Source organism: Jannaschia seosinensis (assembly GCF_001408515.1).
Lineage (GTDB): Bacteria > Pseudomonadota > Alphaproteobacteria > Rhodobacterales > Rhodobacteraceae > Jannaschia > Jannaschia seosinensis.
Genome location: NZ_CYPR01000102.1, coordinates 21,475 through 37,199, shown reverse-complemented (window position 1 = coordinate 37,199; position 15,725 = coordinate 21,475). Strand labels below are relative to the sequence as shown.

Genomic DNA, 15,725 nt, shown 5'->3' with positions numbered 1-15,725 from the left:
TCCGTTCTTGGTTTCGAGTCTCGCAACCCGAACCTTCTCGAAGATCGACGGTGACCACCAGCGTCACACCCGGCCGCGCGCTACGCTACGCCAAGGGCTTCGCCCGCGGCCTCCTACACCAACCGCTGGGACACTATCCGCGGCCAAGCCGAGAACCACATCAAGGCGTGGAAAACCCATCTCGCATCAGACCGGACATCATGCTCGAAGGCGAACGCCAACCAGATGCGCCTGATGCTGCACGGCTGCGCCTACTGGGTCTGGTGGAAGCTTCGCGCGGCTTGCCCAAAACGTTCACCATGGCGCCGCGCCCAGTTCGACACGCTGCGGCTGCATCTCGTCAAGCTGGCCGCCACCATCGTCGAAAAGAAGACCCGGATCATCGTGACCCTGCCGGCATCGTGTCCCCGAAAGGGACTTCTCCTCCTTCTCTTCGACGCCCTCGCCCCACCGAAAACAGCCTGACGCATGCGCCCCGACAAACCCAGAAACATCAACCCGTATCGCCCAAGACCCAAGTCACCGGCCGGCCTGCCAACCGGACGCAAACACCGGGTGCGCGCAAGAAAACCGAGACCGGGGAAACCATCCCACGGAGCACAAGTCCGCAGCTTCATGAATTATGCGGGCTAAATGCCTGAGAAACAGGAAGAGGCGGAGATCGTCCTCCGCCTCGACGGCATAACCAAGCGGTTCGAGCCGGTCACCGCCAACGATCATGTTTCGCTCACGCTGCGCCGGGGCGAGGTTGTGGCGCTTTTTTGGTGAAAACGGGGCCGGCAAGACGACGCTGATGAACGTTCTGTTCGGCCACTATGCCGCCGATTCAGGCTGGATCGAGATGTTCGGCGCGCCCCTCCCGTCCGGCAATCCGGGGGCGGCGCTGGCGCGTGGCGTCGGCATGGTGCACCAGCACTTCACCTTGGCCGCAAGCCTCTCCGTTCTTGACAACATCGTGTTGGGCACGCGGTCGATCTGGTCGCCGCTTTCGGGTCGTCGCGCCGCTCGCCGCAAGGTTACTGCGCTGATGGCGGATTGCGGATTGAGAGTCGACCCGGAGGCCCGCATCGGCAACCTGACGGTGGGCGAGCGGCAGCGGGTCGAGATCCTCAAAGCCCTCTACCGCGATGCGCGCATCCTGATCCTCGACGAACCCACGGCCGTGCTGACCCCGCAGGAGGCGGGCGTCCTGTTCGCCACTCTCCGCCGGGCTGTGCAGCGGGGTCTGTCGGTCATCTTCATTTCTCACAAGCTGCACGAGGTCACGGCGATCTGCGACCGGGTCGTGGTCCTGCGCCATGGCCGTGTCGCCGGCGAGGCGGAGGTTGCCGCGCTCGACCGGCACGAGATCGCCCGCATGATGGTCGGGGCCGAAATCCCTGCCCCCGTGGCCCGTCCCGCGCGGCCGGGGCGTGCGGCCATCACGTTGCAAGGGGTCTCCACCGCTGATCGGGGTGCCGTGCCGGGCCTGCGAGGCGTCGATCTCGACCTCTGCGCGGGACAAAACACCGGGCTCGCCGGTGTGACAGGAAACGGGCAGGCGGCGTTGGCCGGCCTGCTTTCGGGCCTGAACCGGCCTGTGGAGGGTCGCATGACGATCCACGGCGAGGCGCCCGGCGACTGGACCCCGCGCGCGGCGGTCGCGGCCGGCATCGCCCGCATCCCCGAAGACCGGCACGCCACCGGCACGGTCGGAGATCTCGACCTGACCGAGAACGCCATTCTCGAACGTTACACCGACGCCCCGATCAGCCGGATGGGATGGCTGGACCGCAAGGCCGCGCGCGACTGGACCCGAACGATCATCGAGACCTACGACGTGCGCTGTCCCGGCCCCGAGACGCCGGCGCGGCTGCTTTCGGGCGGCAACATGCAGAAGCTGATCCTAGGCTGCGTCCTGATGACCGACCCGGGCGTCGTGCTCGCCAATCAGCCTGTGCGGGCTCGATATCGGCGCGCTGACTTATGTGCATCGCCAGTTGCTGGCCGCGCGGGACCGGGGGGGCGGCGGTGCTGCTGATCTCCGAGGATCTCGACGAGGTGATCGAGCTGTCGGACGTGGTCCACGTGATCTCAATTGGACGTCTTTCGCCGGGATATCGGCGCGGCCGCAAGACGGTGGCCGAACTTGGCGCGATGATGGCGGGACAGGGCTTCGACGATGCGGCTTGAGGCGATCCCCGCGCCGTCGCTCGCTCGCAGGCTGGGACTGCCAGCGGGTGCGCTGGCGGGGACGCTCCTGTTCGGCATGGCCCTCGCCGCGCTGGCGGGCGGTGCGCCGCTCTCGGTGCTGGGCCGGATCGTCGAGGGGGCGGTCGGCTCGCGCTTCGCGCTCCTGAAGACGCTGAACCGGGCGACGCCACTGATCTTCACCGGCCTTGCCGTGGCGGTCGCCTTTCGCACGCGTCTGTGGAACATCGGAGCGGAGGGGCAGCTCTATCTCGGCGCGGTGGCGGTCGTGACGCTGGGTACGGGTGCGCTGCCCCTGCCCGCGCCGCTGCTCCTGCCCGTCCTCATCGTCGCGGCGATGGCGGCCGGCGCCGTCGCGCTGCTCGTCTCGACACTGCTCAAGACGCGGTTCGGGGTGGACGAGGTCGTCACGACGCTCCTGTTGAACTTTATCATCCTCCTCTTCGTGTCGATGCTGCTGGAAGGGCCGGTACGGATCCGACGGGTCTGGGATGGCCGAAATCCGTCCCGCTCATCCCGGAGGCGCGCCTGCCGCGGATCGTGGAGGGTCTGCGCCTGCATTGGGGGTTTGGACCGGCGCTCATCGCCGCGCTGATCGTCTGGGTGATCCAGACGCGCACGATCTGAGGCTACAAGATGCGCGCCACCGGCCTCAATGCCGAGGCCGCGCGCTTTGCGGGGATGCCGGTGAACCGCATCTTCATCCGCACCGCCATGTTGTCGGGCGGGCTCGCGGCGCTGACGGCCCTGTCGGAGGTGGCGGGCCTTCGTGGGAACCTGACCACCGACCTGTCGCCCGGCTACGGCTATACCGGCATCATCGTTGCGATGCTTGCGCTGTTGCACCCGATCGGCGTGGTGGTCGCGGCGTTGTTCGTGGCGGGCATATTCGTCGGCGCCGACTCGATGAGCCGTGCCGCGGGGGTTCCGACCTACATGGCGGACGTGCTTCTGGCGGCGGCACTTCTGGCGATGGTTCTGGCGCTCGGGCTGACGCGTCTGCGGGTGATCTGGCGATGAGCGAGCTTGTGGACATCCTCCTGTCAGCCTCCTTCTGGGCCGCGGCGATCCGCATTTCGTCGCCACTGATCTTCGCCGCCATGGGAGAGTTGATCTGCGAGCGCGCGAGCGTCCTGAACCTCGGGATCGAGGGGATCATGGTGGCGGGCGCCTTCGCCGGCTGGATGGCGGTCTATTCCGGCATGGGACTGTGGCCCGGCGTGGGGGTCGCGCTGCTGATGGGGATGGCGTTCGGGGCCCTTCATGCCACGCTGACGGTGCCGTTCGGCCTGTCGCAGCATGTGGTCGGGCTGGGGATTACCCTTCTGGTCACTTCGGCCACCTATTACGCCTACCGCCTCGCCCTGCCCCAGGTCAGTTTCCCGCTAAGATTGAAGCCTTCGACCCCGTGGCCGTGCCGTAGCTGAGCGACCTGCCGATCGTCGGGCCTGCATTGTTCCAGCAGACGCCGCTGACCTACGCCGCCTTCGCCACCGCCGCCTTGGTCGCGCTGATTTTGTTCCGCACGCCGTTGGGGCTCACATTGCGCGCGGCGGGCGAGAATCCGGCCGCCGTCGCCGCGCAGGGCCTTTCGGTCACGGCGATCCGGTCTGGTGCGGTAATCGCGGGATCTGGGCTGATGGCGGTGGGCGGTGCCTTTCTGACGATGTCCGCCTTCGACAGCTTCTTCTTCGAGATGGTCAACGGTCGCGGCTGGATCTGCATCGCCCTCGTCATGTTCGGAGCATGGAAGCCGGGCAAGACGCTCCTCGGCGCGATCCTCTTCGCCGCCTTCGATGCGCTGCAGGTCCGGCTGCAGCAGACACCGCTCGGTGCGCAGGTCCCGTATCAGGTCTTCCTCATGGCGCCCTACATCCTTTCGATCGCGGCGCTGGTGGTCATGTCGCGGCGTGCGGCGGTACCGGCGGCGTTGATGGTTCCGTATCGAAAGGGGGAACGCTGATGTTCGATCTTGTGGTGAAAGGCGGCACGCTGCCCGATGGTCGCGTCGCCGATATCGGCATCTCCGGTGACCGCATCGCCGCCGTGGACGATCTGTCCGGTGCGGAGGCGGCGGAAGTCATCGACGCGACCGGAGACCTCGTCTCTCCGCCTTTCGTCGATCCGCATTTTCAGATGGACGCGACATTGTCCTACGGCATCCCGCGCATCAACGCTTCGGGCACACTGCTCGAGGGGATCGCGCTCTGGGATGAACTCAAGCAGGAGATGACGCCCGACGAGGTCCGCGACCGGGCGCTGACGTACTGCGACTGGGCCGTGTCCATGGGGCTTCTGGCGATACGGAGCCATGTCGACACCTGCGACAACAGGCTGCTGGGTGTGGAGGTCCTGCTGGACGTGCGCGAGACGGTCAAACCCTATCTCGACCTCCAGCTCGTGGCCTTTCCGCAGGACGGTCTGCTGCGCGACCCGAGCGCGCTGGAGAACACGCGCCGGGCGCTCGACATGGGGCTCGACGTGGTCGGCGGCATCCCTCATTTCGAGCGGACGATGGCGCAGGGCGCGGAATCCGTGCGCATCCTTTGCGAATGGGCGGCGGAGCGCGGCTTGCCTGTCGACATGCATTGCGACGAGACCGGCGATCCCATGTCGCGCCATATCGAGACGCTGGTCCATGAGACGGTGCGGCTGGGCCTGCAGGGACGGGTGGCGGGATCGCATCTGACCTCGATGCATTCGATGGAAAATTACTACGTCTCCAAGCTGCTCCCGCTGATCGCGGAGGCGGAGATCGCGGCCATTCCGAACCCGCTCATCAACATCGTCATACAGGGACGCCACGAAACCTTCCCCAAGCGGCGTGGCCTGACGCGGGTGAAGGAGATGCAGGCCGCCGGGATCGAGGTTGGCCGGGGGCAGGATTGCGTGCGCGACCCGTGGTACTCGCTCGGCACGGCGGACATGCTCGACGTGGCATTCATGGGGCTGCACGTGGCGCAGATGACCCATCCCGACGAGATGCGCCGCTGCTTCGACATGGTGACGGAGGTCAACGCCCGGATCATGGGCATCGACGACTACGGCCTCGGGGTCGGCTGCGCCGCCTCGCTTGTGGTGCTCGACGCTGGCGACCCGATCGAGGCGCTCCGCCTGCGCGCGCCGCGCCTTGCCGTGGTCTCGAAGGGCCGGGTCGTGGCGCGCCGCTCCCGCGGCGACGCCGCCTTGACGCTCCCGGGTCGTCCGGGGCGGGTTACGCGGCGACATTATCCGGATCTAAGGCAGGAATCCCGGCGGCGGCCGTTTGCCGCCGGCCCCCGCCATCTCGTCGCCGCGGCAATGGAACGCATGCGCAGGATACGGCGTTGACGGCACGAAACAATGAAAGCCGGAGCGCATCGCATGCACAGCATTTTCTACATCATCGGTGTCGTTGTGGTGGTGTTGGCTGTCATCAGCCTCGTTGCCTGAGATACAAAGAAAGAAAGTGGATCCAATGACCGATAATCCAAATCCGAACGACGCCAAGCTCGAAGCCGAGCGCCGCAAGGCGCAACAGGACGCCCAGAAGGCGGCCGACGAAGCGACCGAGCGCGCCAAATCCGCCACGGGCAAGGCCAAGGAAGCCGCACAGGCCGAGGCCCAGCACCTGACGGAGAAGGCCAGAGCCATGGCCGAAGAGCAGGTCGAGGGCATCAAGAACCAAGCGACCTCGCGCATCGACGAGACCGCCGATCACATCCGCAATGCCGGGCACGAATTCGGTGACGACAGCTATCAGGCCCAGGCGGCGGATTACCTCGCCTCCAACCTGAGCCAGGCGGCCGACTTCATCCGTGAGCAGGATTTGGGGACGCTGTCCGACGACGTGTCGGAATTCGCGCGCCGCAATCCTGCGCTGTTCCTCGGTGGTGCAGCTTTGGCGGGCTTTGCGTTGGCCCGCATGATCAAGGCGACGGACCGCGACGGGCAGTACCGTTATGATTATGACAACATTCCCGCACGTCGCGCGCCCGTCCCCGCTCCGCGCCACGAGGCGCCGTATGAGCCGCGTCCGGCCCCGACCACGGGCGCAACCGGCACCGCACCGCGTCCGACCGGTGCTGCGGGATCGACCGGTGGGGTCGGATCGGCCGGCACCGTCGGCACGCCCGCCAAGCCCGGAGGGACAACGCGATGAGGGATGAACCGGAAAATGACGTTCGCCCCGCGACGGCGCGTGACACGACCGGATTGATCGGCGACGCCCTGACGCATGTTTCGAACCTAGTGCGCAGCGAGGTCGATCTCGCCCGCGCCGAGGTTTCGGAAAACGTCAAGCGTGCCGGCGTTGCGATCGGCCTCCTCGTGGCGGCCATGGTCGTGGCCCTTGTCGCGCTCAACGTTCTTGCCGCGGCTCTGACCGCAGCGATTGCCGAACTCGGGCTCGATGCCGGATGGGCAGCCTTGATCGTGGGGGGCGGCCTCGCGCTGATCGCTCTCATCATGGTGATGAAGGGCATGAAGGATCTCAAGCTCTCGTCGCTGGCGCCGACCCGCACCGCCAAGAACGTGCGCCGTGACGCCGATGTCGTGAAGGAGCATTTCTGATGGCCGAGAATCGCACTCCCGACCAGATCGAGCGCCAGATCGAAGCCGAACGCAGTGCGCTGGCTCGCTCGATCGATGAATTGCAGGAGCGCTTCACTCCCGAGGCGATGGTGGATCAGGCGACCGCCTATGTCCGCGAACACGGACGTCCGGTCGCCTCCCGTCTGGCGCAGCAAGCCAAGGACAACCCGCTTGCCCTGGCCCTGACCGGTGTGGGCATTGCTTGGCTGGTCGCCGGACCCGTCAAGAAGCGCGAACGTTCCGTGAGCCGCGAGCATGCGATCTCCTATGATCGCCGCGAGGATTATCCCAAGGGTGACGAAGCGATCTTTCACTCCGAATCCCCGCGCCTTGCGGCGACGCCGGACCGTTCACCGCCCGATCCCCTCGACTCGCCGACGACACGGCATGAGCCGAGACCGGCATGGGACCACACGAAACGCCAACCCGTCTCAGGCTTCCGCGAGGAACGCCCGCCGATGGGCGGATTCGAGCGCCGGATCGCCCGCGCACGCGGCGAAGAACCGGCAGAGCCGTCGACGTGGGACCGCATCAGCAGTGCCGCCCGCCGCGGCCGTGACAAGGCCAAAGGAGCCATATCCAACATGACCAGCAACAGTGACAACCGCCGCAGCTATGGACGTCAGGAAGAGGAAGACCGCTCCCTCTACGAACGTCTGGCCCAAGGCACCGAACGCATGAGCGACGCCGCGCGCGACCGGGTCGTGCAGGCCCGCGCCGCCGCATGGGACGCGCAACGCGAATTGTCCGCCCGGACGAGCGATGTCCGCGCCTCGGGCCGCAACGCCTATATGAGCCAGCCACTTCTGGCCGGCGTGATCGCGTTCGGCATCGGCGCCGTCATCGGCGCCTCCCTGCCCCGCACGCAGCGTGAAGACCGGTATCTCGGCTCGTATCGCGACCGTGCGGTCGACGAGGCGGAGCGCATCTTCCACGAGGAAAGCGCCAAGTTGCGTGCCGTGGCCGAGGCCGCCATGGACGAGGCGAAAGACGTCGCCACAGAGACGATGCATGAGGCCCGCGAGAGGACGCCTTCCGGCGAGGAGGCCGTCGACAAGGCCGAGAACAAGGCCAAGAGCGCAGCGGATCGGGTGAAATCCGCGGCCGAAGAAGAGGCCGAGCGCCAAGATCTCGGCGGTAGCGTCAGCAGCTGATCGTTTTCGCAACCATTCGAAGGGCGCGGCTCATGCGGGTCGCGCCCTTTTTGCGTCAGCCGATCCGGCCTCCGGCATCGCCGACCTGACCGCGGTGCCGCAGAAGGTGATCGAGCAGCACGCAGGCCATCATCGCCTCCGCCACGGGAACCGCCCGGATCCCGACGCAGGGATCGTGCCGTCCCTTGGTGACGATTGTCGTCTCCTCGCCGGATTTCGTGATCGTCCGCCGCTCCGACAGGATCGACGAGGTCGGTTTGACCGCGAAACGCACGACGACGTCCTGACCGGTCGAGATCCCGCCAAGGATTCCGCCCGCATGGTTGGAGGAATAGACCGGTCCGTTCGGACCCATCGTGATCTCGTCGGCATTGTCGCGGCCCGTCAGGCGCGCGGCTTGCATCCCCTCCCCGATTTCGACGCCTTTGACCGCATTGATCGACATCATCGCGGCCGCGAGATCGGTATCCAGCTTCCCATAGACCGGTGCACCAAGACCCACGGGAACGCCGCGTGCCACGCATTCGATCGTCGCGCCGACGGAATTGTGGTCGTCCCGGCGGAGCCAGTCGAGATGCTCGGCGAAGGCCCCGGCGGCCTGCGCGTCGGGGCACCAGAAATCGTTGCGCCCGATCTCGTTCCAGTCGAAGCGGCTCCGGTCGATCTCCAGCTCGCCCATCCCGACCATGTAGCCGGTGATCTCCAGTTTCGGCGCCAACGCGGTGAGGGCCGCCCGTGCGACCCCGCCCGCGGCCACCCGCGCGGCGGTCTCCCGCGCGGAGGACCGCCCGCCGCCGCGATAGTCGCGGATGCCGTATTTTTGCCAATAGGTGATGTCGGCATGGCCGGGACGGAACGTCTCGGCGATTTTGCCGTAATCCTTCGAGCGCTGGTCGGTGTTGCGGATCATGAGCTGGATCGGCGTGCCCGTGCTGCGCCCCTCGAAGACGCCCGACAGGATCTCGACCGCATCGGCCTCCTTGCGCTGCGTGGTGTGCTTGGACTGCCCCGGCTTGCGGCGGTCGAGCCAGCGCTGGATCGCCTCCGCCTCGACCTCCACGCCGGGCGGACAACCATCCACCGTCGCGCCGAGCGCCGGCCCGTGGCTCTCGCCCCAGGTCGTGACGCGGAACAGGTGGCCGAACGTATTGTGGGACATGGGCGATCTCTCCTCGTCTTCAGGGTCTAGTGACCGCGACCGCGCCCGGCAAGCGCGTTGCCCCACTGGACGCAGCGCGGCGGGCAGGCTACTTCAGCGGCACCTCGGGGTGCCCATTCGGGCTGAGACGCAGGATGCGGACCCGTCGAACCTGATCCGGTTGAACCCGGCGGAGGGAAGGTGCGTGCCTCTCGCCCCACCCCTTCGGCAAAGGAGAGAGCCATGCGACACCATCTTGCCATTCCGTTCGCCCTTCTGGCCATGCCCGCGACGGCCGAGCCCCTGACGGTCTATGCGCCGGATTACTTCGCCTCGGAATGGGGCCCCGGCCCGGCCATCGCGGCGGCGTTCGAGGCGGCCACCGGCGAGACGCTGGAATACGTGACCGGCGACGTGCTGCCCCGCCTCCGTCTCGAAGGCGACGCGACGCCCGCCGACGTGGTGATCGGGCTGAATACCGACGATGCGGAGCGTGCGCGCCAGACCGGTCTCTTCGCGCCGCACGGGGTCGAGATCGAGGGACTCACCATGCCGGTCGAATGGACCGACGAGACCTTCGTGCCGTTCAACTGGAGCCATACCGCCTTCGTCTACGACACAACCCGGATCGACGACGCGCCGGGCAGCTTTCAGGCGCTGCTCGACGCGCCCGACGATCTGGCCATTGCGATCCAGGATCCGCGCACGTCGGTCTCCGGGCTCGCTCTCGCGCTGTGGATCAAGAAGGTCTTCGGCGACGAGGCGGAGGAGGCCTGGGCCGAACTCGCCCCGAAGATCACCACCGTGACGCGCGGCTGGTCGGAGAGCTACGGCCTGTTCACCGAGGGCGAGGTCGACATGGTCCTGAGCTATACGACCTCTCCGGCCTATCACATCATCGCCGAGGGCGACGACACGAAGCGCGCCGCGATCTTCGACGAGGGGCATTACGTCTTGGTCGAGACGGCCGGACAGATCGCGCAGACTGATCAGCCGGAGCTTGCGCAGCAATTCCTCGACTTCATCCTGACGGATGAGTTCCAGTCGATCATCCCCGAAGGCAACTGGTCGTTTCCGGCCAAGCTCGATCCCGAAAAGCTGCCGGAGGGATTTGCGCAGCTCGACATGCCCGAAACCGCGCTGATCTACGGCAGCGCCGAGGCCGAGGCGGTGCGCGAAGACGCCGTCGCGGCGTTCGAGCGCGGGATGCGGCGCTGAGCCGTTGATCCGCGGCCGGCCCGGCCTTGTCGCCGCGATCCTCGTGGCGGCGGCGCTTCTGCTGCCGCTGACGGCCGTGGCGTGGCGTGCGGAGGCGTGGACCGGTCTCGCCCCGCGCGACTGGGGCGCCCTGCGCTTCACCCTGTGGCAGGCGGCGGTCTCGGCGGCGCTGTCGGTCTTGGCTGCGATCCCTGTCGCGCGGGCGCTGGCCCGCCGCCGCTTTCCGGCGCGGGGGGCGGTGATCCTGCTCCTCGGTGCACCGTTCATCCTGCCGGTGATCGTGGCCGTGCTGGGCCTCGTTGCGGTCTTCGGCCGATCGGGCGTCGTGAACGCCGCACTGGCTGCCGTCGGCGTCGATCCTGTCTCCATCTACGGGGCGCATGGCGTCATCCTTGCGCATGTCTTCTTCAACATGCCGCTGGCGACCCGCCTTATCCTACAGGGGTGGCTGGCCATTCCGGGGGAGCGGCTGCGTCTGGCTGCCTCCTTGGGCTTTTCGGCGAGGGATACGTTCCGGCGGCTGGAACTGCCGATGCTGCGGTCGATCCTGCCGGGCGTGTTCCTCGTGATCTTCCTGATCTGCACGACATCCTTCGCCGTGGCGCTGGCGCTGGGCGGGGGGCCGGGGGCGACGACGGTGGAGCTGGCCATCTACCGCGCCTTCCGCTTCGATTTCGACCTCGGGCGCGCGGCGCTGCTGGGCGCGGTGCAGCTCTTCGTCGGAGGGGTGGCGGCGCTTCTGTCGCTCCGGCTCGCGCTGCCTTCGGGCTTCGGTGCGGGGCTGGACCGGGCGGTACCCCGATGGGACAGCGCGGGCCTTGGCCTGCGCGTGCAGGACGGCGCGGCCATCGTGGCGGCCTGCCTGTTCCTGCTGGTCCCGATGATCCTCGTTCTGGCCGAGGGCGCGTTCCATCTCGGCGCGCTTACTCGCTCCGTCTGGGCGGCCGCTTTGCGTTCGCTTGTGGTGGCGCTGGTCGCAGCGGGGCTGACGACGGCGCTTGCCCTGGCGATGGCCTACACGGCGACCACATGGCGCCGGGGTGGCGTCGTGGAGATCATCGGCACGTTGTCGATCGCCGCCTCGCCCCTGGTCCTCGGGACCGGGCTCTACATCCTCCTTCTGCCGGTGGTGAACCCGGTGCGGCTGGCCATCCCGGTGACGATCCTGGTGAATGTGCTGCTGGCCCTGCCCTTCGCCTTGCGGACGCTGATCCCGGCGATGCGGGTGCTCCACGACGATTGGCACCGCCTTTCGGCCTCCCTCGGAATGCACGGGTTGACTTGGCTCCGTCTCGTGGCCCTGCCCCGACTGGCCCGGCCCGCCGGGTTCGCGGCGGGTTTGACGGCAGCGCTCGCGGCGGGGGATCTGGGTGTGATCGCCCTGTTCGCATCTCCGGATCAGGCGACCCTGCCGCTCGCGCTCTACCAACTCATGGGGTCCTACCGGATGGAGGAGGCGAAGGCCGCCGCGCTCGTGCTCGTCATCCTGTCGCTGGGCCTGTTCTGGGCCTTCGAGAGAGGAGGTCGCCATGCTGCGCCTGCATGACGTGACGCTGGCCCTCGGGGCGTTCCGGTTGCAGGCCGATGCGGATTTCGCGCCCGGCCGGATCACCGCGCTTATGGGGGCGAGTGGGTCGGGCAAGTCGACGCTGCTCGCCGCGATTGCCGGATTTCTGGCGCCCGTCTCCGGGCGGATTGAGGTCGAGGGCAGGGACGTGACGGCCCTGCCGCCCGGCGACCGGCCCCTGTCGATCCTGTTTCAGGATCAGAACCTGTTCCCGCATCTCGACATCGCGCGGAATGTCGGGCTGGGGCTGCGGCCGGATTTGCGCCTTGATCGCGATCAGAAGGCGGCGCGCGACGCGGTCCTGGACAAGGTCGGCCTCGGGGGGCTCGGCAGCCGCCTGCCGCGTGACCTTTCGGGCGGACAGCAAAGCCGGGCGGCGCTGGCGCGGGCGCTGCTGCGCGGACGGCCATGGCTTCTGCTCGACGAGCCGTTCTCGGCGCTTGGTCCGGCATTGCGGGCCGAAATGCTTGATCTCGTGGCGTCGACGGCCGCGTCCGAAGACTTGTCGGTTCTGATGGTGAGCCATGATCCCGGCGATGCGCGGCGGATCGCGCAGGATACCGCGCTGATCGCGGATGGACGGCTGGAGCCGCCGCGCCCGACCGGACCGCTCTTTGCCGATCCTACGCCGTCCCTGCGCGCCTATCTCGGCTGAGCGCGTCGCAGGATCGCGGCGTTGAGGGACGCCGCGTAGAAAAGCCAGATCACATAAGGCAGAACCGCGGCCGCGGCCCAGCCATCGAGAGCAGCCATCGCGAAGAACAGCCATATTGCGATGCCGGTCAGCACCAAAATCACGACGAGCGCCAGACCCATCCGGTGCAGGCCGAAGAATACCGGCGTCCAAAGCGTATTTAGCGCGATCTGCACCGACCAGAGCGTCAGGGCCAATTCAGAGCCGGGCAGGGGCGCGACCCGCGCCGCGGCAAAGGCAAGCAGCAGGTAGATCAGCGTCCACGCGATAGGGAACAGCAGGTCCGGCGGCGTCCATCGGGGCTTGTCGAGGGTAACGTACCAGTCACCTGGCTTGAAGAGCACACCGGTCGCGCCGGCGGCGATGCAGGCGAGGAGGTATAGGGGAAAAAGGGTCCAGTCCATGAGGGGGATATAGCCCGCCCGTCAGCCGGTGGCGAGCATGCGCGGATGCGGCATCCAGCGAACCAGCGCCTCCGCGCCGGCCAACGCGCCGGCCACGCCGCCGGCGGCGCCGGGCACGAGGCGCAGGATCGGCCCTTCGATCACGCGCGGCTGCAGGCTCGGGGCCGCAAGGCCGTAGGGCGACAGATAGCGATCGCGCATTTCATCGGGCGACATCGTCATCTGTGTCGTCACACGGTCGGCGAATCCCGGCATGACGGTCTCGAGTCGCGTCCGGATCCTGTCGCGTACCCGTCCCGCCTCATCCGACCATTTCAGCGGGTGGCGGTGCCCCAGATGCGGCACCGGCGTGACGGCACAGAACGTGTCGCCTCCCTCGGGCGCAGCCGATGGATCGGTGACGGTCGCCCGGTGCAGGTGGACCAGCGGCGCCTCCGGGATCCGGTTGGCGTCGAGCGCGGCAAAGCTTGCCCTCAGATCGTCGGGTGCCAGAACCGTGTGCAAGCCTACCTCCGGCCAGAGATCGGTGGTGCCGGACGTCCCGAAATGCCAGGCGAACAGGCCGATATGCCCGGATCGTCGCTGTTTCCGTACGGCCCGTCCGATCGGGGCGGTCAGGATCACGGCATCGGCTTCGATGTCCCTTCCCCCCTTGAGCGTGACACATGCGCGGTGCGGCGAAACCTTCGTCACTTCCTCGCCCAAGCGGATCGTGCCGCCTTGCGCCGCCACCGCATCGGCCATGGCGCGCGCAATGGCGGCCAGACCGTGGCCGTTCGCGACCATGCCGGAGCGCATCACTTCCGGCAGGCCATGCGCAATCTGGGCCGTGCGAGGATCGTGGCCAAGCAGGACCGCCGGCATGGCGAGCGCGGCCTGAAGGCGGGGATCGCGCAGGTGGCGTTCGATCCAGGACATCAGCCGTGGCGCGGGCAAGTGGTCCCTAAGGAAGCCCGTGAGATTGCTGCCGGCACGCCGCGGGGCCCAGATCTCCCGCCATTGACGGAGTTCCCCGGGCACTTGGGCGGCGACATCCGCGACGGTGTCGTGCTGGTGCAGGCGCAACATCCGGCCGCGTTCGTCGACGACCGTCCAGATCGGGTCGATCGACTGCATCGGGGGAATATCCGATGAGTTAAATCCGCAATCGAGAAACAGCCGGCGCAGAATGTCCGGATCCGTCAGGATCGTCGGCCCGAGATCGAAGCGGTGACCGTCCGACATGGTCGAGGTCGCGCGGCCCCCCGGTACATCCAGCCGATCGATTATGGTGACATCCCATCCGCAAGCGCCCAGCCGCATCGCCGCCGCCAACCCCCCAAAGCCCGCGCCGATGATTACGGCACAGGGTCGCTCGCCGGAAGGGCGGGCTGCGGAAGGGGAGGGCGGGCGTGGCATCGGTGGGTCCGGGACAGTTCAAGTCGCGCTATAACCCCGCAGTGGAACGAAACAACGTGACAGCTTGCCAGTGCGGCAATCCGCCCGTCGTTCCGTCCGGGGGCTTAGGTGCGGCGTGTCAGCTATCCGATGCCTCGCCATCTTCGGCGGCCGCTTCGGCGTCGCCGTATTGTGCGAGGAATGCATAGAGATCGTGCGCGTCTTCCTCGCTGCGAACCTTGTAGGACATCTTGCTGCGGCCGTTTTCGCCGGTCACCTCCCGCAGATGGCCGGTCGGGTCCATCACGTAGGCGACGAAGGTGGCTTCATCATAGACCATTCCGGCCTCGCCGGCGGCCTGCATCAGATCAGAGTAGCGGTAACCCTCGACATGAGCGGCCTCGGCACCGACGACCCCGTAGAGATTGGGCCCGACCCCGGCGCCGCTTCCGGCGAGGAGTTCTCCGTCGGGCGCCTGAACCCCGTGGCAGGCCTGGCACTGGCGGAATGCCCGTTCGCCAGCGGCCGCATCGCCCGATGGTGCCAGGTGCGCCTCGGCGGAGACCGACGGTGCGATCGGGGCGAGCGCGAGGGTGAGTGCGGTGAAGAATGTCGGACGAATCATGTTTGCTCCTTGGAGTGTTGAACCGATGCATATTCGGCCACATTCTCTGAACGTGCAGATCGTGGATTTCGAAGCAAGGAAATCCTGCGTCAAATCGACTTGACCGCACCTGCGGCCTTTGCGGAAACTGGCGGTCCACGTGAAGGCGAGGCAGATCGTCTGGGCCTCGGCCGTCATGCCCCCTATGTTTAAGATGCGCAGATCCGGACCGGCCGGATACGGAACAGCAGGGGGCACATGCAAACCGAAGAAATTCTGATCCCGGCTTGGGTGGATGGCCGCCTGCAGCCCGTCGAGAAGCTCGACGCGCATCTGCGCGGTCTGCGGCATCAGGCCGTGTCGATCTTCGTGACGCGAGGCCGCGAAACGCTCATCCAGCGGCGCGCGGCGGGCAAGTACCATACGCCCGGGCTCTGGGCGAACACGTGCTGTACGCATCCCGCTTGGAACGAGGACGGCCTGACCTGTGCGCACAGGCGCCTTCGGGAGGAGCTGGGCATGTCGGGGCTGGAGCTTCGGCGTGGCCCCGGAATCGAATATCGCGCCGATGTCGGCGGCGGCCTGATTGAGCACGAGGTCGTCGAAGTCTTCGTGGCCGAGGCGCCGCATGATGTTGCGGTCACTTTAAACCCGGAGGAGGTTTCGGAGGTGCAATGGGTCAATGTCGCCGAATTGGCCGAGGAGACGCGTCGAACGCCCGATATTTTCACGCCGTGGGTGCGCATCTATCTCCAGGACCACCTCGAGGCGATCTTCGGTCCCGTCGATGCGGCTTGAGCGGCGCTG

General features: G+C 67.2%; 12 protein-coding genes, 4 pseudogenes and 1 riboswitch. Of the genes and pseudogenes, 12 read left to right on the top strand and 4 right to left on the bottom strand.

Annotated elements, in window-relative coordinates:
* Positions 1-138: 138 nt before the first annotated feature.
* The 8 genes and pseudogenes from JSE7799_RS08420 to JSE7799_RS08385 form a co-directional block, all read left to right on the top strand.
* Positions 139-465: pseudogene (locus JSE7799_RS08420) on the top strand (transposase); the annotation flags it as partial.
* A 168-nt stretch (positions 466-633) separates the two neighbouring features.
* A pseudogene (locus tag JSE7799_RS08415) lies at positions 634-2,172 on the top strand (ABC transporter ATP-binding protein).
* Positions 2,162-3,210: pseudogene (locus tag JSE7799_RS08410) on the top strand (ABC transporter permease). Before JSE7799_RS08415 ends, JSE7799_RS08410 begins: the two co-directional pseudogenes overlap by 11 nt.
* A pseudogene (locus tag JSE7799_RS08405) lies at positions 3,207-4,153 on the top strand (ABC transporter permease). Before JSE7799_RS08410 ends, JSE7799_RS08405 begins: the two co-directional pseudogenes overlap by 4 nt.
* Positions 4,153-5,520 (top strand): amidohydrolase family protein, encoded by a 1,368-nt coding sequence (locus tag JSE7799_RS08400; RefSeq protein WP_083480382.1) that lies wholly within the window; start codon positions 4,153-4,155, stop codon positions 5,518-5,520. The pseudogene JSE7799_RS08405 and the gene JSE7799_RS08400 overlap by 1 nt, the downstream one beginning before the upstream one ends.
* 127 nt (positions 5,521-5,647) lie before the next feature.
* On the top strand, positions 5,648-6,331 hold the full coding sequence (locus tag JSE7799_RS08395; protein WP_055663210.1) for an ATP synthase subunit B family protein: 684 nt from the start codon (positions 5,648-5,650) through the stop codon (positions 6,329-6,331).
* Complete coding sequence (locus JSE7799_RS08390) at positions 6,328-6,741, top strand: phage holin family protein (RefSeq protein ID WP_055663209.1); 414 nt, start codon at positions 6,328-6,330, stop codon at positions 6,739-6,741. The genes JSE7799_RS08395 and JSE7799_RS08390 overlap by 4 nt, the downstream gene beginning before the upstream one ends.
* On the top strand, positions 6,741-7,916 hold the full coding sequence (locus JSE7799_RS08385) for a DUF3618 domain-containing protein (protein ID WP_055663208.1): 1,176 nt from the start codon (positions 6,741-6,743) through the stop codon (positions 7,914-7,916). The genes JSE7799_RS08390 and JSE7799_RS08385 overlap by 1 nt, the downstream gene beginning before the upstream one ends.
* Positions 7,917-7,971: 55 nt before the next feature.
* Here the strand turns inward: JSE7799_RS08385 and aroC are convergent, their stop codons facing one another.
* Positions 7,972-9,075 (bottom strand): chorismate synthase, encoded by a 1,104-nt coding sequence (gene aroC, locus JSE7799_RS08380; RefSeq protein ID WP_055663207.1) that lies wholly within the window; start codon positions 9,073-9,075, stop codon positions 7,972-7,974.
* A gap of 95 nt (positions 9,076-9,170) precedes the next feature.
* Positions 9,171-9,270: riboswitch (TPP riboswitch) on the top strand.
* Positions 9,271-9,297: 27 nt separating this feature from the next.
* Between aroC and JSE7799_RS08375 the strand changes: the two genes are divergently transcribed.
* From JSE7799_RS08375 to JSE7799_RS08365, 3 genes are read left to right on the top strand one after another with little or no spacing between them, the layout of a single operon-like run.
* Positions 9,298-10,272: a thiamine ABC transporter substrate-binding protein gene (locus tag JSE7799_RS08375; protein ID WP_055663206.1), complete on the top strand. Its 975-nt coding sequence runs from the start codon at positions 9,298-9,300 to the stop codon at positions 10,270-10,272.
* A gap of 4 nt (positions 10,273-10,276) precedes the next feature.
* Positions 10,277-11,818: a thiamine/thiamine pyrophosphate ABC transporter permease ThiP gene (locus tag JSE7799_RS08370; protein ID WP_055663205.1), complete on the top strand. Its 1,542-nt coding sequence runs from the start codon at positions 10,277-10,279 to the stop codon at positions 11,816-11,818.
* The gene (locus tag JSE7799_RS08365; protein WP_055663204.1) at positions 11,802-12,494 is read left to right on the top strand and encodes a thiamine ABC transporter ATP-binding protein; all 693 of its coding nucleotides are present in this window, start codon (positions 11,802-11,804) and stop codon (positions 12,492-12,494) included. Before JSE7799_RS08370 ends, JSE7799_RS08365 begins: the two co-directional genes overlap by 17 nt.
* On the opposite strand, the gene tspO is transcribed toward JSE7799_RS08365, so the two are convergent.
* The 3 genes from tspO to JSE7799_RS22115 all read right to left on the bottom strand — a co-directional run bounded on the left by tspO (position 12,482) and on the right by JSE7799_RS22115 (position 15,269).
* Entirely contained in the window at positions 12,482-12,937 is a 456-nt protein-coding gene (tspO, locus tag JSE7799_RS08360; protein WP_055663203.1) for a tryptophan-rich sensory protein TspO, read from the bottom strand. The genes JSE7799_RS08365 and tspO overlap by 13 nt on opposite strands.
* 21 nt (positions 12,938-12,958) lie before the next feature.
* Positions 12,959-14,335 carry an FAD-dependent oxidoreductase gene (locus JSE7799_RS08355; RefSeq protein WP_083480380.1) on the bottom strand — a complete coding sequence of 459 codons (1,377 nt, stop codon included), beginning with the start codon at positions 14,333-14,335 and terminating at the stop codon, positions 12,959-12,961.
* Positions 14,336-14,453: 118 nt separating this feature from the next.
* Positions 14,454-15,269, bottom strand: a complete 816-nt coding sequence (locus JSE7799_RS22115; RefSeq protein WP_306455401.1) for a c-type cytochrome — start codon at positions 15,267-15,269, stop codon at positions 14,454-14,456.
* On the opposite strand from JSE7799_RS22115, the gene idi reads away from it, so the two are divergent.
* Positions 15,177-15,716, top strand: coding sequence for an isopentenyl-diphosphate delta-isomerase (gene idi, locus JSE7799_RS08345; RefSeq protein ID WP_055663200.1), 540 nt, complete (start codon positions 15,177-15,179; stop codon positions 15,714-15,716). The genes JSE7799_RS22115 and idi overlap by 93 nt on opposite strands.
* Positions 15,717-15,725 lie beyond the last annotated feature (9 nt).